Genomic DNA, 19,812 nt, shown 5'->3' on the forward strand with positions numbered 1-19,812 from the left:
CTGGGCTTGCATTATAGCGATTACCCAGTTGTTTGTGGTATGGAAACGGTGGCATTCAAAAGAGGTGGGACATTTGTCCCACCTTCGAGTCTTTCTTTGTCGCTATCCGCACTCACCGCATTTTGCACAGGCCGAAAGTGCGGCCGGAGCCTGCGCGATGCCACCCTTTGCCGTCTCGCGCAGCGTGGCCGGCAACGCGTGGCCCACGGAGAGCATGACGTGCGCCATCTGGTCAAACGGCACCAGGCTCTTGATACCGGCAAGTGCAAGCTGCGCCGAGCTAAATGCCGCGGCCACGCCGATGGCATTGCGGTTTTGGCACGGCACCTCCACGAGGCCGCCCACCGGGTCGCAGACCAGGCCCAGCAGGTTGCTCAGGGCGATGGAGCTGGCGTCGAGTGCCTGCTCAGGCGTGCCTCCGAGCATCTGCACCAGCGCGGCGGCGGCCATGGCGGCCGCGCTTCCCACCTCGGCTTGGCATCCGCCCTCGGCGCCGGCGACGCAGGCGCTCGTGGTGAGGTTGAGGCCGATGGCGGCGGCGCAGTAGAGGGCGTCCATGACTTGCTCATCGTCCAGTTGCAGATGGTCGGCGAGCGCCAGCACGCAGCCGGGCACGACGCCTGCGGAGCCGGCCGTGGGGGCGGCGACGATCACTCCCATTGTGGCGGAGCGCTCAAGGACGGCCATGGCGCGGGCCACGGCATCGGTCTGGACGGCGCCCATCAGGCTTACGCTCAAGTCGTTGCGGCCGGTGGCATCAACGAGCTTGGCCTCGCCGCCGATAAGCCCGCCGAGCGAGCGCTGAGGATTGGCGATGGGGGCCGTGGTCTCCTCGCGCATGACGTCGAGCACGCGGCGCATGGCGGCGACGGCGTGGGCCTCGCCGGTCAGGCGCGCCTCGCGAACGGCCATGACGGCGCCGATGTTGAGGCCGAGTTCGGCGCAGGCGTCGAGCAACTGCGCACCATCGTCAAAGATTTCCTTGGCCGAAACGCCGGGGGAGAGCGACGAGGCCGAGCCCGGGAGCTCGATAAAGGTGGCGTAGTTTACATTGTCGAGCTTGCGCAGCATGGGGATGACGGTGTCGTCGGGGGCGCCATCGGTTTCAAAGACGGAGTATGCCTGGCCGCCCACCTCGGTGCGGTAGGTGCGGCAGAAAGCGATGTTTACATGTGCGTAGGCGAGCAGGTTCGTGAGCGCGGCGAGCACACCGGGGACGTCCTGGTGGGCCACGAAGAGCGTGGAATACATGCCCGAGATATCGACGCCGACGCCGTTGATGCGGCTGATGCGCATCTTGCCGCCGCCGAGGCTCTCGCCGCGGACCTGCACCGTGGCGCCCGTATCGTCGGCCATGTCGATGTCGACGGTGTTGGGATGGATGGAGGCGTCGTCGCCCTTAATTTCAAAGTGGTAGTCGAGGCCCTGCTCGCGTGCGAGGTCGAAGGCCTGCTTGATGTTCTCGTCATCGGTGTCGAGGCCCAGAATGCCCGCGACGAGAGCGCGGTCGGTGCCGTGGCCGCGGTAGGTGTGGGCGAAGGAGTTCCACAGGCCAAAGGTGACTTTGGTGATGCGGCCTTCCAGCAGGCTGGCGGCAACTTGTGCGCAGCGCAGGGCGCCGGCGGTGTGCGATGAGCTGGGGCCGACCATGACGGGGCCCAAGATCTCGAATGCCGAGGTCGTAGCTAGTGTTTGTGGCTTGCCTGCCATATGCGCTCCTGTTCTATCCCGTCGTCCCGAGGGGCGGGGCATAAGGTCGCCTGCTCGGACAGTCCTGACTCGCACGGAGAGCACATTAAGTGCTCTCCGGCTCGTGCGGAACTCGCGATCGACCTTATGCCCCGCCCCTCGGGACTAAGGATACATGGTAGAGGCGCTCGTGCTGCAAAATTCATGAGCTGGTGACCTATTCTGCGTCCCAGGTCGGCTCATCTTCACCACCGGTTAATAAAAAAGAGGTACCGGTTGGTCCGGTACCTCTTTTGGTGCGTTTCGATTTGGCTGTAGCTTTTGCCGCTAGCTTACAGGCCGCAGGCTGCTTTGAGTTCTTCGACTCGGTCGGTATTCTCCCAGGTGAAGTCGGCGTCTTCGCGGCCGAAGTGGCCGTAGGCTGCCGTCTTCTCGTAGATCGGTCGACGCAGGTCCAGGTCGCGGATGATTGCGCCCGGGCGCAGGTCGAAGGTCTTCTCGACGGCCTCGACGATCTTGTCCTCGGCAACATGCGCGGTACCGAAGGTGTCGACCATGATTGAGAGGGGCTTGGAAACGCCGATGGCGTAGGCGAGCTCGACTTCACAGCGGTCGGCCAGACCGGCGGCGACCACGTTCTTGGCGACCCAGCGCGCGGCATACGCGGCGGAACGGTCGACCTTGGTGCAGTCCTTGCCGCTAAAGGCGCCACCGCCGTGACGGCCGTAGCCGCCGTAGGTGTCGACGATGATCTTGCGGCCGGTGAGGCCCGTGTCGCCCATGGGGCCGCCCACGACAAAGCGACCGGTGGGGTTCACGTAGATCTCCGCGTTGTCCCACGGCATGTTCTCGGCGGCCATGACCGGGGTGATGACGTGTTCGATGAGGTCGGCCTTGATCTTGCCCATGTCCTCAATCTCGGCGGCGTGCTGCGTGGAGATGACGATGGTCGTGACCTCCACGGGCTTGCCTTCCTCGTAGCGCACCGTGACCTGGGTCTTGCCGTCGGGGCGCAGGTAGGGCAGGGTTCCGTCATGGCGCACGGCAGCCAGGCGCTCGGCCAGGCGGCTTGCCAGGTAGTGCGGCATGGGCATGAGGGTCTTGGTCTCGTTGGAGGCATAACCGAACATCATGCCCTGGTCGCCGGCGCCGATCAGGTCGATCGGGTCGGTGGTAGCGCCGGTCTGGGTCTCGAAGGACTCGTCAACGCCCTGGGCGATATCGGGCGACTGCTCGTGGATGAGGCTCATAACGCCGCAGGTGTCGCAGTCAAAACCGAACTTGGCACGGTTGTAGCCAATGCGGCGGATAACGCCGCGGGCGATTTCCTGTACGTCGACGTAGGCCTGGGTGCGAATTTCGCCGGCAACGATGATGGTGCCGGTGGTCACGAGGGTCTCGCAGGCGCAGCGGACGTTCTCCACGTTGGCAGGCACGCCGTTGGGGGCGATGTAGCCCTGCTCCTGGAGCTCTATTTCTTTGGCGAGGATTGCGTCGAGGACGGCGTCACTGATCTGGTCAGCGATCTTATCGGGATGACCTTCGGTCACCGACTCCGACGTAAAAACAAAGGACCCGTGTTGGGGTGGAATGGAACGAAGTTCTTCTGACATGATTGTCCTTTCAAAAACGTGTTCCGGCGACCGTTACCATTCCGCCGGGCTCTCTATGCAAGGGCACATCATAGCGCGTAAATCAAACATTCACACCCTTTCCGCACCTACTCATTTAAGTCTGTCCCCAATGAGTGGGTCGGTGCCCTTTGTGCGGAGGTTGCTTTGTTGCTTTATACTGGTGCGGTTAGACATCCATCCTGCAATCGAGGAGATTTCCATGGCATCAGACGTTCGCGTCCGCTTTGCACCCTCACCGACGGGCAAGCTGCACATCGGCGGCGCCCGCACCGCTATCTATAACTGGGCTTTCGCCCGTGCTAACGGCGGCACGTTCATCCTGCGCATTGACGACACCGATCCCACCCGCTCTACCGACGAGAACACGCAGATCATCCTGCGCGCCATGCGTTGGCTGGGCCTGGACTGGGACGAGGGTCCCGAGGTGGGCGGAGACTTTGGCCCCTATGCCCAGACCGAGCGCCTGGACCTGTACAAGCAGGCCGCCCAGAAACTTTGGGACGAGGGCAAGGCCTATCCCTGCTTCTGCACCAAGGAGCAGCTCGACGCCGACCGCAAGGCCGCGCAGGAGCGCAAGGACCCCTTCCAGGGCTATCAGCGTCGTTGCCGCGATCTTGATCCCGAGGAGGCCCGCCGCCGCATCGAGGCCGGCGAGTCCTACGTCCTGCGCATCAAGGTGCCCGTGGACCGCGGCGACGTCGTCATCCACGATGCCGTCCACGGCGAGGTGACCTTCGACGCCAAGGAGCTCGACGACTTTGTCATCTTCCGCTCCGATGGCACGCCCACGTACAACTTCGCGACCGTCGTCGACGACGCCATGATGAAGATCACCCATGTCATCCGCGGCGACGACCACCTGTCCAACACCCCGCGCCAGGTCATGGTCTACGAGGCCCTCGGCGCGCCCGTGCCCACGTTCGCCCACATCTCCATGATCCTGGGCGCCGACGGTAAGAAGCTCTCCAAGCGCCACGGCGCAACTTCGGTGGAGGAGTACCGCGACGCCGGTTACCTTTCCGACGCCTTCGTCAACTACCTGGCGCTGCTCGGCTGGTCGCTCGACGGCGAGACCACGATCATCCCGCGCGATGTCCTAGCCAGCAAGTTCTCGCTCGACCGCATCTCCAAGAACCCGGCGACCTTCGATCCCAAGAAGCTCGATTGGGTCAATGCCGAGTACATCAACGGCATGTCCGACGCGCAGTTTGCCGATGAGATCATGGTCCCCAAGCTGCACGAGGCGGGTCTCATCGAGGGCAACGTCGAGTACGGCGAGGACTGGATTGATGCGCTTGCCGCCATCGTCAAGCCGCGCACCAAGATGCCGACCGACGCCGTGACCGTCGCCGCTCCCATCTTTGCTACGGCCGAGACGCTCGAGTATGACGAGAAATCCGTTAACAAGGGCCTGGCTAAGGAAGGCATGGGCGCCATTCTGGATGTCGCCAAGGCTGCGCTCGAGGGCGTGGACAAGTGGACTGCCGGGGCCATCGACGCCGCGCTTGAGCCGCTGCCCGAGCAGATGGACCTCAAGAAGCGCGTGGTGTTCCAGGCCGTGCGCGTCGCCGTCTGCGGCAACATGGTTAGCCCTCCGCTGGGCGAGACCATGGCGCTCGTCGGCCGCGACGACTGCCTGGCGCGTATCGACCGCGCTCGCACGATGGCGCTGTAGTAGACGCGCAAATGCATGTATCCGAGCCCCGTTCACCCGAGCGGGGCTCTTGTTTCTGTACCGATGAGTGGGTTGCTGGGACAAAATAATCAGTAGTGTTTGTCCCATGTTCGAGTGACGCAACGAGCTCGACACTCGTATCGGCCATGGGACAAACTCTACTGATTATTTTGTCCCACCCCTTTCAGGTCCGTTCGTTAGAGGTGGTGTATGGCTCAACAACTGTCGCTGTTTGGTTTGCCGGAACCGGAGGAAGCTCCGGTGAAGCCCAAGCCTGCCGCTGCCTCGGCTCAGTCTAAGCCTTCGTCCGAGCCCCCTGCCGCCTACGCGAGCGTGGTCCTCGACATCCCCACCCGTGCGCTGTCGGAACCGTTTGCTTACGGCATCCCCGAGTCCCTTGCCAACGAGGTCCAGATCGGATCCACGGTCCTGGTCCACTTTGGTAACCGTGCCGCCGCGGGCTATGTCGTCGACATTGCGCCTGATCTGGGCGATCTGCCGGGCAACAACGCCCTTGACCTTTCGCGCATCAAGCCTGTCGAAGCCATCCTCAGCAAACCGCTCTTTACCGCCGAGGCTGCACGCATTGCGCGCTGGATGAGCCGCGAGTATGTCGCGACGCTTTCCGAGTGCCTGCGCCTGTTTTTGCCACCGGGCGGCAGCCCGCGTGTGGTCAAGGGCGACGACGGCGTGTGGACGGTTGAACGTCCAGCCGTCAAACCCATCCAAAACCGCTGGGTGATGCTTACGCCCGAAGGCTTTGACTACACGCCACCCAAGACCGCGGTCCGCCAGCGCCAACTCATCGAGGCGCTCCAGTGCGGACCGGTCACGACGCGCGACCTCAACCTTCTCTATAACAGCATGTCGGCGACCATCAAGGCGCTCGAAAAACGCGGCGTTGTGGTGGTGGAAGAGCGCCGCGCCTGGCGTGGCTGCGGCGAGCAGACCACGCTGTCCTCGGCAAGCGGCAAAGCGCCGGTCTCCCTTACCAGTGGCCAGCAACAGGCACTCGCGCAGATTGAGCGCGCCCGTCTGGACGCTCATGGCGACGTGGTGCTGGTCGACGGCGTCACCGGCTCCGGCAAAACCGAGGTTTACCTCTCCGCCATCGAGCGCGTGCTCGCAGCCGGTCGCTCGGCCTGCGTGCTGGTGCCCGAGATTTCGCTGACGGCCCAGACCGTCGGCCGCTTCCGTTCGCGCTTTGGCGAGACGGTCGCCGTGTTCCATTCGCGGCTTTCGGCCGGCGAGCGCCTGGACCAGTGGGATATGGTTGCCAGCGGTGCGGCCCGCGTGGTCGTCGGCGCACGTTCGGCGCTCTTTTGCCCGCTTGGCGACCTGGGCCTCATCATCATTGACGAGGAGCACGAGACCAGCTACAAGCAGGGGTCCAGTCCGCGCTACCACGCGCGCGAGGTGGCGGCCGAGATGGCGCGGCGCTACCGCTGCCCGCTCGTGTTGGGCTCCGCCACGCCCTCGGCCGAGGCCCTCGACCACTGCCGCCGTGGAACGTATAACGGCACCACTTGGACGCGCGTCGAGATGCCCGAGCGCCCGGGACACGCCGTGCTGCCCGAGGTCCGCATTGCCGACCTGCGCCGCGAGTTTTCGCACGGTAGCCGTTCAATGTTCTCTAAACCGCTGATGGAAGGTTTGGAGCGCGTTGTAGAGCACCGCGAGAAGGCCGTGCTGCTGCATAACCGCCGTGGCTTTGCGCCGTTCCTGATGTGTCGCGAGTGCGGCTGCGTTCCCACCTGCAACCACTGCTCCACCGCGCTTACGTATCACGAGCGCACGCACACGCTGCAATGTCACACATGCGGATCCTCCTGGCGCGTGCAGCCGTATCCCGCGCCCACGAGTCGTTGCCCCAAATGTGGCAGTCGCTACCTGGCAAAAATGGGGCTGGGCACGCAGCAGATCGAGGACGCACTGCACCAGATGCTGCCCGAGGACGTCGCCATCATCCGCATGGATGCCGATTCCACGCGCGGCAAGGATGCGCACAAAAAGCTGCTCGAGCAGTTCGATGCTGCCGATTGCGCCGTGTTGCTGGGCACCCAGATGATCGCCAAAGGCCTCGACTTTCCCGAGGTCACGCTCGTGGGTGTGGTCAATGCTGACTTCGCCCTCAAGCTGCCGGATTTCCGCGCAGGGGAGCGCGCCTACGATTTGCTTGAGCAGGTCGCCGGTCGCGCCGGTCGCGGCGACCGCCCTGGCGAGGTCATCATCCAGACGTATCTGCCCGAGGATCCGGTCATTCGCGCCGTCGCCGAGCACGATCGCTCGATCTTTACCGACTACGACCTGGACCAGCGCCGCGACGCACTGTATCCGCCGTTCGTGCGCCTGGTTAACATTTTGGTGTGGTCGGCAAGCCGCGACGATGCGCAGGATTATATCGGGCGCATTGCAAAGCTTCTTAAGCGCCGCTGGCATGCCGCCGCGCCCGACTTTTTGCGGGCGGGGAGCGCCGTGCCCCAGGTGCTGGGCCCGGCTTCGTGTGTAATCGAGAGAGCCAAGGACCGTTACCGCTTCCATCTGCTTGTGAAGTCGCCTGTGGGGTACCATGTCTCTGATGATATCGACGCCTGCCTCAAAGAGGTGGGCTCTGTGCGCGGCGTGAGCGTGAGCGTTGACGTCGATGCCTATGATTTGATGTAACAACCCGAAAGGATGGCCATGGAAGCCAACGGAATCGTACTGTCGCCCGACCCTCGCCTGCGTCAGGAGTGCGCCGTGATCGAGGAGATCACCCCAGCGATCGAGGCGCTTGCCGAGAAGATGAAGAAGATGATGTTCGACAACGGCGGTTGCGGCCTGGCTGCTCCGCAGATCGGCGAGCTTATTCAGCTCGTCACCATTGACTGCGACTACAGCGACAAGAACGACTACGACCCGTACGTGCTCATCAACCCTGTCATTGTTGAGCAGAGTGACCATCTGGTGCCGTTTAGCGAGGGCTGCCTGTCCATCCCTGGCATTAGCTGCGAGATCGAGCGTCCCGACCATGTCGTCGTAGAGGCGTACGACTTGGACGCAAACCTGATTCGCTACGAGGCTACGGGCGACCTGTTCTGCGTGTGCCTGCAGCACGAGATCGATCACCTGCATGGCAACACTATGTTCGAGCGACTGAAGCCCATGCAGAGGCTCAAGGCCGTCAAGGAGTACCAGGACGCCCTGGCCCGCGGCGCTCGACCGGGCGAGACGGAGTAGGTTAATTGTCCGTCCCTGGGATGGGGCCCACACATATCATCCCGTGCTCAAACATTCTCGCTTTGCTGCGAAACTGCGCGCGGGACGATATGTGTGGGCCCCATCCCAGGGACTACGTTGTCGCTCTTCGTTTCGCCCGGGTGCCGTCGGGCCAGGGAGGGGCGTCTTCGCTGATAGGTGCTTTCTTGGGAGGGCTGCTTTTATGCGGCTCTTTCTTTGTTTTTGGGTATATTTGTTTCTGTTGAACTATTCTTGCGGCTGGGCGCGCTTGCGACCAGGAACGCTTTTTTGTAGCCGTCTCGGCTCGTTATTGAGAGGAGACTAACTTTTATGCGTATTGTGTTTATGGGTACGCCTGATTTTGCTGTGCCTTCTTTGACTTCGCTTGTTGAGGCTGGGAATGAGATTGCGCTTGTTGTTACTCGTCCTGATGCTGTTCGTGGGCGTGGTAAGAAGCTGGAGCCGTCTCCTGTTAAGGCTAAGGCGCTGGAGCTGGGGTTGCCGGTCATTGAGGCGAATCGTATGACGCCTGAGGTTGTTGAGGTGCTCCAGGCTGCCCAGGCTGATATTTTCTGTGTGGCTGCCTATGGCTGCATTTTGCCCGATGAGGTGCTGCATATGGCACCGCTCGGCATTGTGAATGTTCATGCGTCCTTGCTGCCTCGTTGGCGTGGGGCTGCTCCTATTCAGCGTGCCATTCTTGCTGGTGATGAGGTTGTTGGCGTTTCCATTATGCGCATTGGGCATGGCGTGGATACCGGCGCTTATTGCGCCCAGGCGTCTACGTCGGTTGCAGGCAAGCATGCCGAGGCACTGACTACGGAGCTTGGCGAGCTGGGCGGCAAACTGCTTGCCGATACGTTTCCTTCTCTTGCCGATGGCACCGCCGTGTGGACTGAACAGGATGAGGCGCTCGTTACCCATGCTGCCAAGATCTCCAAGCAAGAGATGCGTCTGGATCCGCACATGGCGGCGCTTGATTGCGTGCGTCATGTGCTGGCCTCGTCCGATACCGCGCCTGCTCGTTGCGTGATTGCCGGCAAGACCGTGCGCGTGCTCGACGCTGCGCCGGCTGATGTGTCGCTTGGTGAGGGGCTCGTCGCCATTCAGGCTAAGCGTGTTTACCTTGGCCTTTCCGATGGCTCGGTTGAGTTGCTCGAGGTTAAGCCTGATGGCAAGCGTGCTATGGCCGCTTCTGCTTGGGCTGCTGGCCTGCAGGGTGCCGATCTTTCGTGGGGTGTTTTGTCATGAGCAAGCTGTCTCCCGCGCGCAAGCTTGCGCTCGATGTGCTGATGGAGGCCGATCGCCGCGGCATGTACGCGCGCGACGTGCTCTTGTCCCGTGCTTCCGCCAGGGCCATTGACCAGCGCGATTCCGCTTTTGCCGCCCGCTTGGCGCTGGGTGTTGCCGCCACGCAGGGTATTTTGGACGAGCTGCTCGACCAGTTTCTCGATAAGCCCAAAAAGGTCGCTCCGCGTGTGCGCATGGCGCTTCGTATCTCGGCCTTCGAGATGCTCTACCTGCATACGCCTGGCCGCGTTGCCGTAAGTCAGGGAGTTGAGCTGGTTCGCTGCGGTGCTAAGTCCGCCGCTGGCTTGGCCAATGCTGTACTCCATAAGGTTTCAGACAATGTTGAGGACTTTGCTACTGCGTCCGATGTGGATGAGTCTGAGCGACGCTTGGTTCGTCTGTCGCGTCTGATGGGTCTTCCTCGCTGGCTGTGCGCTCGCATTATGGCGTCGTTTGACACGCCAGAGGGTGCGCTTAACTTTGCCGGCAATCTGGCCCCCGCGCCGCTGGCCCTGCATGAGAACGCCTTTGCGACTAATCCCGATCCGTATATCTCGCAGCTTGTGGCACCCGTGTTCCCGGGTTGCCATGCCCCGGTTGATGCCCAGGTTACCGTTGCTTCGGGTGCGTTTGAACGTGCTGCCGCGGTGGCATCTGATCTCAACGCGCAACTTATCGCCACAGCTGCCACGCGCCCTGGTAGCTGCCTTGAGATTGGTGCCGGTCGTGGCACCAAGACCTATGTGATGATGTGCCAGGCCAAGCGTACGGGCTATGAGCGTCAGCATACGGCGCTCGATCTGCATGATCGCAAGTGCGATTTGAATCTCGCTCGCCTGCATAAGGCTGGTATTCAGGGCGTTCGCACGGTTTCGGGTGATGCTTGCGAGCTTGATGAGGTGCTCACATCGTTTGATGCCATGCTTGGCGAGCCGGTTAAGTTCGACACGGTCTTTATCGATGCGCCGTGCTCTGGCACCGGCACCATGCGCCGTCATCCCGAGATCCCGTGGCGCCTGACCGAAAAGGATGTGACGGTTGAGCTACCCAAGCTGCAGCTGACGATGCTCAAGGAAGCCGCTGCGCGTGTGGCTGCCGGCGGCGAGCTCATCTATGCGACGTGCTCGGTCTTTGATGAGGAGAACACGCAGGTTGTGGATGCGTTCTTGGCGTCGCCCGAGGGTGCGGACTTTAGCCTGGAGCCGCTCTCCGAGGCGCAGATTCTGCAACTCCCCGATTTCGAGCAGGCCAAGAAACTGGTAGCCGTCCGTCAAAACGACCGTGGCCTCTTCCAAAGCGTCCCCGTAAACGCCGACTCCTACGACGGCCACTTCTGCGCTCGCCTGATCCACAACTAACTACTAATTTGCGGTGAAATAGGGATTGAATAGCGGCTTCTACCTGCCAAACTGTCCTTATTTCACCGCAATTCATAAGGAAACCTGGCCTGATAATTAGCTACCCATTGCGCAAAGAAATAGCCCCGCGATCGGTGTTGATCGCGGGGCTGATTGGTTTCTAGTGGCTGTGCGGGCAGTTGGCGCAGCAGCCACTCGTGGCGCTGGTGCTGGAGCCGCCGCTTCGCTGGTCGGTGTTGTAGAAGCCGCTGCCCTCAAACTTGATGCCGCTGGCCGAGAACGTCTTGGCGGCCGGAGCGCCGCAGTTGGGGCACACGACCTCGGGGGTCTCGGACATGGGATGCTCAACCTCAAACACGTTGCCGCAGCTCGAGCACTTGTAATCGTAGCGCGCCATAATACTTCCTTTTCAGCACAAAGCGGGCAGATTACTCTGCCCGCAATAATTCAAACGTCTGTAACTGTACCCTATATCGGGCGTTTTATCACGCTTCGCCCCAGAATCTATGCGTGTTGCGCAGGAGCTGTGCGGTTTTGCTCTCGGCGGCCGCAACGTCGGCCTCGTCAGCCTGCCAGGTCCAGTTGCCCGTGGCCACGCCCGGTACGTTCATGCGCGCGTCGTCGCCCAGCCCCAGGACATCCTGCAGCGGCATCATCACCAGTGGAGCGTCGCTTGTCAGCGCGTCGCTCATCAGCTTGGCTGCCACCTCAACACCGCTCGGCTCGTCGCCGCCCGCAAAGGAGCGCGTGCACCAACCCGCGAGCGTCGACGTGTCATGCGTCGATGTGTACAGGATCTTGCCGGGCGTAGGGTGCACGCCGCAACGAACGTCGTAATCGCTAAACTCCAGTACGTCCATACCGGGGAAGCCGCAAGTCGAAGCCATGGCGCGAACGCCGGGCGTCAGGTAGCCCAGGTCCTCGGCGATAAAGTTGAGCGGCCCCAGCTCGTCATAGGCGGTCTGGAACAGGTCCTTGCCCGGGCCTGCCAGCCAACGCCCGTCGGCGCAGGCCTTACCCGCGGGAATGCTAAAGTAGCTGTGGAAGCCCAGGAAGTGATCCAGGCGCACACGGTCGTAGAGCGAGAACGCGCGACGCAGACGGTCCATCCACCAGCGGTAGCCGTTCTCCTTCATGTGATCCCAACGGAAGGTGGGGTTGCCCCACACCTGGCCCTCGGGCGCAAAATTGTCGGGCGGCGCACCGGAGATCTCGATTGCCTTGCCGGTATCGGACAGCCAGAAGTTTTCGGGCTCGCTCCACGCGTCGGCCGAATCGTCCGAGACATACATCGGGATATCGCCGATGACCTCGATGCCCTTCTTGTGCGCATAGTTCATGAGCTCGCACCAAGCCAGGTCAAAGCGGTACTGCATGTACGCCTGATGCTCGGCCTCGTCGTGGAAGCGCTTGTCGTCGATTAGATGCTCGTTGTAGCGTGCGACATCTGCCGGCCAATCATGACGCGATTCGCCTTCAAAGTACTTCTTGACGGCCATGTAGACGCAGTACTTCTCGAGCCAATCGGCGTTGCGATGCTTAAATGCCGTGTAGAGCGGGTCTGCATCCTCGCCGCCACGGGCCTTCCAAGTCTCAAAGTCGGCCGCCAGCTCCTCTTGGCTTTCGGGCAGCAGGTCAATATTGCCTGCAAAGGCCGAAGGCCCAGCGTAAGGGGAGCGGAAGAAGTCCGTCGGGTTGACGGGAAGAACCTGCCAGTAGCGCATGCCCATGGCGGCCAGATGGTCGATAAAGCGACGCGTGGGCACGCCGATCGTACCCGGCTTGCCATCGTCAGTCGGTACCGAGGTGATATGACAAACGACACCCGCGCCGTGATCGAGCGGCTCTTGCAGACGCTGCTCGGCATGGTGATAGATGATCGACGAACCCAGCGGATACAGATCGAGTGTGACGGTACCGTTGTGGATTTCGCATTCGTGGCCACTAATCACGTCACTCGCACATTCGCCGAGCGCCGGAATCGTTACGCGGTGCGAGTTGCGCAGGCTGCGGTTGATGATAACCGTCGCAGACTCGCCGTCCTTGTCCGTACGGTTGTAAGCAAGCACCTCATCATTGAGCGCAAAGGCCTTGATCTCGCCATCGATCATAAACGGCAGGGCGCGGCGCATGGCGGAGGCGTTCTTGACAATAGCCAGCGTGTCGAAGTCGTGCAGTTGGTCCTTGGTCGGCAGCGTGCGGCGATTGCCCGGATCGGTCAGACCCTCAAGGCCGTACTCGTCGCCGTAGTAGATCGAAGGCACGCCGGGGAACGTCATCTGCATAAGCGTGGCGAGCCAAAAGCGGCTCTTGGCCAGTCCCATCGCGTTCTCGTCCAGGCGCCACTTGCTGCGCTCGCTCTCGGGCAGCTGCGACTCGTCGGGGCCACCGCCGAGCACCGAGATGATACGCGGGCGGTCGTGGCTCGAAAGCAGATTGAGCGCGCAGGACAATGCCTCGCTCGGGTAGTTCTCGCGCAGGGTCTCGATATCCTCGGCGGCCTCGTAGGCGTTCTTGTAGCCCATCAAAAAGCCGATGACCATGTCGCGGAAGGGGTAATCCATGGCAGAGTCCAGCTCGGAGCCCTGCAGGTAGCGGCGCAGATGGCCGTAGCTAATCTTGTTGGAGGCGTCTTCCCAGACTTCGCCGAGCAACAGTGCGTCGGGCTTTTCGGCAAGTACCGCCTTCTTGATCTGGGCCAGGAAGTCGTCCGAAAGCTCGTCGGCCACGTCCAGGCGCCAACCATGGGCACCGGCGCGCAGCCATTTGCGGATCACGCCGTCCTTGCCCAGGAGCCGCTCGCGCACCAGTTCGGAGCTCTCGTTGATGGCGGGCATGTTGCCCACGCCCCACCAGCAGTCATACGAACCGTCTTCATGGAAGTAAAACGCATCGCGCCACGGCGAGTCCTCGCTTTGCCAAGCACCGACGCCGGGATAATTGCCGTAGCGGTTAAAGTAGATCGAATCGTCGCCCGTGTGGTTGAAGACGCCGTCCAGGATGATGGAGATGCCCAGCTTCTCGGCTGCCTTGCACAGCTCGGTAAAGTCCTGCTCGGTGCCCAGGATCGGGTCGATCTTGGTGTAGTCGGCCGTGTCGTAGCGGTGGTTACTCGCGGCCTCAAAGATGGGGTTGAGGTAGATGGCCGTAAAGCCTAGCTCGGCAATGCGGGGCAGGTCATTTTGGATACCCTTGAGCGAGCCGCCGTAAAAATCCCAGGTCTTGATGGAGCCGTCTTCGGCACGCTCGTACTCGGGCGGTTCGTTCCAGTCCTCGACCATGCGGCGCTGGATTCCGTTGCGCGGTTTTTCAACTTCGGCAAGCGTGCGTTCGCGCCAGTTTTCGTCGCGTGCATAGCGGTCGGGGAAGATCTGGTAGACCATACCGCGCTCGTACCAAGTGGGACGGTTCTCTCGGTGCTTGTAGACGGTAATCTGGAAGGACGGAACCTCGGCGTAGTTGTAGGTCACACCCTCGCCACCGGTGCGACCCTGCGGTGCACCCAGGCGTACCACAGGCTGGCCCTCGATGTTGCAGATAAAGCTGTACCAGATAAGACAGGGCTCAGTGCACTCAAGCTCTACGGTAAATATGCCGTCGCCCTCGTGCGTCATGGGATACAGGGACTCACCGATTTCATCGACCCAGGTGCGCAGGGTGAGCGTTGCCTGGTTGGGGTCGGCATCCTCCAAAATCACCGAGAGCGAAACGGAAGTTCCTGTGGTCACAGCGCCAAACGGAGTACGAAACTGCGACAGACGGCTGTTGTGAATCAATCTCATAATACGGTCCAGTTCAATAGAATCACGGCCTGCGGGCCATGGGCTTTACGCACAGGATGTAAGTATATCTGTTGTACACAGGCTGTATAAACAACATCCGTTTACCATCGGCGAACGGTTGTCCTAGAAAATCGTTTTACCATTCAAATTATCGCGATATTCAAAAATGCCTATACCGATACTATTTGTAGCCAAACAAAAGTACCCCGGTTTACTACGATAAATTGAATGATCTCAACTACGGTCATTTTGGTGATATTAAAACCGCAGGTAGAGGCGTTGCCAATTTCGTAGATTACCAGCCGTGGTCGGCCGGAGCCATTTTGTCGTAGTAAACCAGCCCTCTTTTTAATAGAGAAGTTCAACGCAAAAGAGGACGCCTGGTTGAGCGCCCTCTTTTGCGTTGAGGATTAAGTTTTAATCGTCCGGATTAGCGGCGCTTGCGGGCGGCCGTTGCCTTGCGGACGGAGGTCTTCTTGGTAGGAGCCTTTTCCTCAGTGGGAGCGGCGGGGGAGACCGAGACCTCCTTGGCGGGCTCGGTCTTTGCCGTAGCCTTCGGAGCGGTCTTGACCTCAGCGGCCTTCGGAGTCGGCTCGGCCTTTACTGCGGGCTTTTCCTCGGCCTTAGCCTCTGCCTTGGGAGCAGCGGTCTTGGCCGTGGCCTTTTTGACCGTCGTCGTAGCGCGCTTGCGCGTTGTGGTTTTGGCGGCCGGCTTGGCCTCGACAGCTGCCTCGGCCTTGGACTCGGCAGGCGTCTCCTCGACCTTGGCGGCCGGCTTTGCGGCAGCCTTGGTTTTGGTCGACTTTGTGACCGTGGCCTTCTTGGCGGTCGTGGTCTTGGTCGCGGTCGTCTTCTTGGCTGCAGTCTTGGCCGGAGTCTTCTTGGCCGGCTTGGTCTCGGCGGTCTCGGCCTTTACCTCGGGAGCAGCCTCGGCCTCGGCGGCCTTCTTGGCAGCGGCGGTCGTGCGCTTGCGCGTAGTCGTTGCCTTGGCGGTAGTTGCCTTGGCAGCGGTGGTCTTGGTGGCAGCGGCCTTGGTTGTCGTAGCCTTCTTGGCCGTCGTCTTGCGCGTCGTGGTCTTCTTGGCAGCAGGCTTCGCAGCCGGCTTAGCCTCAGCCTCGGGAGCAGCCTCGGGAGCTGTCTCAACCTTCACCTCAGATTTAGCCTCAACCGGCTTCTCCTCAGCCTTAGGCTCGGGCTTGGCCACAACCTCGGCCTGGGGCTCGGGCTCGGCCTCAGCCTTCTCAGCCACAACCACAGGCTCGTCGACAACCGCCGCCGGCCTCTTGATCTCCGGGTGCATAAAGAAGTACAGATCCAGATACTTGTCGGCCGAGCGCGTCCAGCTAAAGTCCTGGCTCATGGCCTGCGTGACCAGTTGGTTCCAGGCGTCACGGTTGTCCCAGAACAGGCGTGCCGCGCGGAACACGGCGTCGCCCATCTCGTCGCCGTTAAAGTTGCTAAACGAGAAGCCCGTGCCCTCGCCGGTAAACTCGTTATACGGGATCACGGTGTCCTTCAGGCCACCGGTCTCGCGCACGATGGGCAGCGTACCGTAGCGCATGGCGATGATCTGCGACAGGCCACAGGGCTCAAACTTCGAAGGCATCAGGAACATGTCGGCGGCGGCATACATGCGCTGCGACAGCGCCGGATCGAACTCGATGCGCGCGGCCATGGTGCCGGGGTACTTGTCCTGGAAGTAGCGCAGACCGTCCTCGTAGTCGCGGTCGCCGGTACCCAGCACGGCCACCTGCACGCCGCCGGCCAGGATGCGGTCGAGTGCGTACATGACCAGGTCCATGCCCTTTTGGCGCGTCAGGCGCGTGACCATCACCATGAGCGGACGGTCGTCGCGAACCTCGAGCCCCAGCTCTTCCTGCAGCTTGGCCTTGCACACGGCCTTGCCGGAACGGTCCTCGACGGTGTAGTTGGCGGCAATGCGCTTTTCGGTCGCCGGGTCAAAGCCTGCCACGTCAATGCCGTTCAAAATGCCCTGTAGCGCATAGGAGCGCTCGCGCAGCACACCGTCCAGGCCCTCGCCAAATTCGGGCGTCTGGATCTCGTTGGCATAGGTGGGGCTCACCGTGGTGATGGCATCGGCATAGCGCAGCGCGCCCAGCATGTAGTTGATGCTGCAGGCGTCGCAACGCAGCTGCGAGGCGGCCGCCGGAATATGCGCCACGCCCAGGATGTCCTCCATCACGGTGTCGCTAAACTGGCCCTGGAACGCCACGTTGTGGATCGAGAACACGGTCTTTACGCGGTCGTACAGCGGCAGGCCCTGGTAGAACTCGCGCAAAAACACGGGCGCCAGTGCCGTCTGCCAGTCGTTGCAGTGCAGGATGTCGCACTCAAAGCCGGCGGGCAAGTGCTGCAGGCTCTCGGTGATGGCCTTGGAGAAGAACGCAAAGCGCTCGCCGTCGTCAAAGAAGCCGTACGGATAGTCGCGCGCAAAGTAGCGCTCGTTGTCGATGAACATATAGGTGACGCCGTCGTGCTCGAGCTTCTCGAGCCCGCAGTACTCGTTGCGCCAGCCCAAGCTCACGTAAAAGTCGGAGAAGTGCTCCATCTGCGCCTTGTACTCGTCCTTGATGGTGGCGTACTTGGGCACCATGACGATGACCTCGGCGCCGGCGCGCACAAGCGCCGCAGGCAGCGAGCCCGCCACGTCGCCCAGGCCACCGGTCTTCACAAACGGTGCGCACTCGGCCGAGGCAAACACGATCTGCATCTTTTTGCTGGAATCTGCCATATTGTCTCCCATGTTGCAATTCGAGAATAGCCGCCTGGCACAAACCGGGCGGCTATTCTACATGTTACGAGCGATGTTGCGGTGCCAACGTTAACGTACGATGGTGGTGTCGCAAGTTAACGGAGCCTTGCCCAGCACCAGGATGTTCTCGGGCGTGCCGCGAAGCTCGGTGTTGGTGGGAACCACGTTGTTTTTGTCCAGAATGGCGTTCTCAACGCGGGCGCCGCTCTTGATGATGCAGCTCTGGTTGATGATCGAATTGGTGACCGAAGCGCCTTCCTCGACCACAACGCCGCGCGACAGGATCGAGTTGCGCACGGTGCCCTTGATGATGCAGCCGGCCGAGATGATCGAGTTGCACGCGTGGCTGCCGGTCGCATAGCGCGAAGGCGGCACGTCGTGAGCCTTGGTCAGGATCGGGCGCTCGGGGTCAAAGAGCTGGTCGGCCACGGTCTGGTCGAGCAGGTCCATGCTACGGCGATACAGCGACTTCTCGCTAAACACGCCCACGACCTCGCCCTTGTACTCGTAGCTGCACACGTCGATGTTGCCAAAGTCGCCCTGGAGTGCCTCGAGCAGGTCCAGATAGTCGGCGGCCTGGTAGTGGTCGATGATCTCGAGGAGCGTCTCGCGGTTGACGATGCAGCAGTCCATGGAGGCGTTGTCGCCGTACGCGACGCCGGCGCTCACGCCCGTCAGGCGGCCGTTCTCGTTAATCTCGAGTTTGGTCTCGTCCTCGACATTGCGCGTGGCCTTGCAGTACACCACGGTCATCTGGGCACCGGAGTTCTCGTGCGCTTCGATGATGGTGTTGAGGTCCATGTTAAAGATGATGTTGGTGCCCATCATCACGACATAGGGATTCTCCGAGCGCTGGAACAGCGTCTTGTTGGAGATGATGTCGCGCAGCAGGAAGCGCATGCCGCCCTTGGTGGTGCCATACGCGTTGCCGGGCACCATGAACAGGCCGCCCTTCTTGCGGTCCAGGCCCCAGTCCTTACCCGAGCCCACATGGTCGATCAGCGAGCGGTAGTTACCCGGCATGACGACGCCGACGGTCTTAATGCCGGCATTCATCATGTTGGACAGCGGGAAGTCGATCAGGCGGTAGCGGCCCAAAAACGGAACGGACGCGATGGGGCGGTCCTTGAGCAGGACGCTGCCGTAGGTCGAAGAGTAGTTAGCGGTGATATAACCGATGGCCTTGCGATTGATCATCGGATCATTCCCCCTTCCCGATAACGACGTCATTTCCAACGACGGCCGTATCCTTGGTGGTATCGACAGAGCCGAGCTTCACGCCCTCTTCGACCGTGGAGTTCTCGCCCAAAATAGCGCGGCAGATGTGCGCGCCGCTCTTAACGTGCGCACCCGGCAGCAGCACGGAGTCCTCGACCACGGCGCGCTCCTCGATGATGACATCGGTCGAAAGGATCGAGTGGCGAGCGGTGCCGTAGATCTTGCAGCCGTTGGAGACTAGGCAGTCGTCCAGACGGCCGTCCGGGCCAATGTAGTGCGGCGGACGCGTGGTGATGTTGGACATAATGGGGAAGTTCTTGTCAAACAGATCGAACTCGGGGTTGTTGCCCAGCAGGTCCATCGAGGTCTCGTGGAAGCTGGCGATAGTGCCGACGTCCTTCCAAAAGCCGTGGAACTCGTAGCTGTACAGGCGCTTGTTCTCGCCGAGCAGCTTGGGGATGATGTCCTTGCCAAAGTCGTGGCTCGAGCGCTGGTCCTGAGCGTCCTCCTCGAGCGCCTCGATCAGCACGTCGGCCGAGAAGATGTAGATGCCCATGGACGCAAGGTTCGAATCGGGTTTCTCGGGCTTCTCGGTGAACTTGGTGATGCGGCCGTCCTCGGGGTCGGTGGTCAGGATGCCAAAGCGGCTGGCCTCCTCCCACGGCACGGGCATAACGCTCACCGTGAGGTCGGCGTTGTTCTCAATGTGCGTCTTGAGCATCTTGCGGTAGTCCATGCGATACAGGTGATCGCCCGAAAGAATCAGAACGTACTTGGGGTCGTTCGCCTTGATGTAGTCGAGGTTCTGCGTAATGGCGTCGGCCGTGCCCGCATACCAGGCGCCGCCGGTCTGCGTCTCGTACGGCGGCAGGATCGACACGCCGCCGTCGCGGCTGTCCAGATCCCACGCCTCGCCGGAGCCCACGTAGGCATGCAGCAGGTAGGGACGGTACTGCGTCAGAACGCCCACCGTGTCGATGCCCGAGTTGGAGCAGTTGGACAGCGAAAAGTCGATAATGCGGAACTTGCCACCAAAGCTAACCGCCGGCTTGGCGATCTTTTGGGTGAGTGCCCCCAATCGGCTGCCCTGTCCTCCTGCGAGGAGCATCGCGATGCATTCTTTCTTACTCATCGATTTCTCCTTCTGTCATCCATGTTCCTAACCCATTAGCGA

Annotated in this window: 12 protein-coding genes; 5 read left to right on the forward strand and 7 right to left on the reverse strand. The window is 61.5% G+C overall.

All coding sequences use genetic code 11. The annotated features are described in order from the left end of the window. Positions 1 to 102: 102 nt before the first annotated feature. Together sdaAA and metK are read right to left on the reverse strand one after the other, a co-directional pair. A complete protein-coding gene (gene sdaAA / locus DW037_RS03705) occupies positions 103 to 1,710 on the reverse strand; it encodes an L-serine ammonia-lyase, iron-sulfur-dependent, subunit alpha (protein WP_118372841.1) in 1,608 nt (535 codons plus the stop codon). Positions 1,711 to 2,021: 311 nt separating this feature from the next. Next, positions 2,022 to 3,302 (reverse strand): methionine adenosyltransferase, encoded by a 1,281-nt coding sequence (metK, locus tag DW037_RS03710; RefSeq protein WP_117629349.1) that lies wholly within the window; start codon positions 3,300 to 3,302, stop codon positions 2,022 to 2,024. 220 nt (positions 3,303 to 3,522) lie between these two features. Here metK and gltX point away from each other — a divergent pair, with 220 nt between their 5' ends. From gltX to DW037_RS03735, 5 genes are all read left to right on the forward strand, one after another. Continuing rightward, positions 3,523 to 4,998: a glutamate--tRNA ligase gene (gltX, locus tag DW037_RS03715; RefSeq protein ID WP_117629350.1), complete on the forward strand. Its 1,476-nt coding sequence runs from the start codon at positions 3,523 to 3,525 to the stop codon at positions 4,996 to 4,998. Positions 4,999 to 5,208: 210 nt separating this feature from the next. Beyond that, on the forward strand, positions 5,209 to 7,662 hold the full coding sequence (gene priA, locus DW037_RS03720; RefSeq protein ID WP_117629351.1) for a primosomal protein N': 2,454 nt from the start codon (positions 5,209 to 5,211) through the stop codon (positions 7,660 to 7,662). 18 nt (positions 7,663 to 7,680) lie between these two features. Then, complete coding sequence (gene def, locus DW037_RS03725) at positions 7,681 to 8,217, forward strand: peptide deformylase (RefSeq protein WP_117583490.1); 537 nt, start codon at positions 7,681 to 7,683, stop codon at positions 8,215 to 8,217. A gap of 330 nt (positions 8,218 to 8,547) precedes the next feature. After that, on the forward strand, positions 8,548 to 9,468 hold the full coding sequence (gene fmt / locus DW037_RS03730; RefSeq protein ID WP_117583491.1) for a methionyl-tRNA formyltransferase: 921 nt from the start codon (positions 8,548 to 8,550) through the stop codon (positions 9,466 to 9,468). After that, a complete protein-coding gene (locus DW037_RS03735) occupies positions 9,465 to 10,865 on the forward strand; it encodes an RsmB/NOP family class I SAM-dependent RNA methyltransferase (protein ID WP_117583492.1) in 1,401 nt (466 codons plus the stop codon). Before fmt ends, DW037_RS03735 begins: the two co-directional genes overlap by 4 nt. A 160-nt stretch (positions 10,866 to 11,025) precedes the next feature. Here DW037_RS03735 and DW037_RS03740 read toward each other — a convergent pair whose 3' ends face one another. The 5 genes from DW037_RS03740 to DW037_RS03760 form a co-directional block, all read right to left on the reverse strand. Beyond that, the gene (locus DW037_RS03740; protein ID WP_117583493.1) at positions 11,026 to 11,262 is read right to left on the reverse strand and encodes an FmdB family zinc ribbon protein; all 237 of its coding nucleotides are present in this window, start codon (positions 11,260 to 11,262) and stop codon (positions 11,026 to 11,028) included. Positions 11,263 to 11,350: 88 nt separating this feature from the next. Further along, positions 11,351 to 14,647, reverse strand: coding sequence for a 4-alpha-glucanotransferase (locus DW037_RS03745; protein ID WP_117629352.1), 3,297 nt, complete (start codon positions 14,645 to 14,647; stop codon positions 11,351 to 11,353). A gap of 430 nt (positions 14,648 to 15,077) precedes the next feature. Continuing rightward, positions 15,078 to 17,399 carry a glycogen synthase GlgA gene (gene glgA, locus DW037_RS03750; protein WP_199578297.1) on the reverse strand — a complete coding sequence of 774 codons (2,322 nt, stop codon included), beginning with the start codon at positions 17,397 to 17,399 and terminating at the stop codon, positions 15,078 to 15,080. 90 nt (positions 17,400 to 17,489) lie between these two features. Then, a complete protein-coding gene (gene glgD / locus DW037_RS03755) occupies positions 17,490 to 18,617 on the reverse strand; it encodes a glucose-1-phosphate adenylyltransferase subunit GlgD (protein WP_117629353.1) in 1,128 nt (375 codons plus the stop codon). Positions 18,618 to 18,621: 4 nt separating this feature from the next. Continuing rightward, a complete protein-coding gene (locus DW037_RS03760) occupies positions 18,622 to 19,770 on the reverse strand; it encodes a glucose-1-phosphate adenylyltransferase (RefSeq protein ID WP_117629354.1) in 1,149 nt (382 codons plus the stop codon). Positions 19,771 to 19,812: the final 42 nt, after the last annotated feature.

This window comes from Collinsella sp. AF39-11AT, from assembly GCF_003474585.1.
Lineage (GTDB): Bacteria > Actinomycetota > Coriobacteriia > Coriobacteriales > Coriobacteriaceae > Collinsella.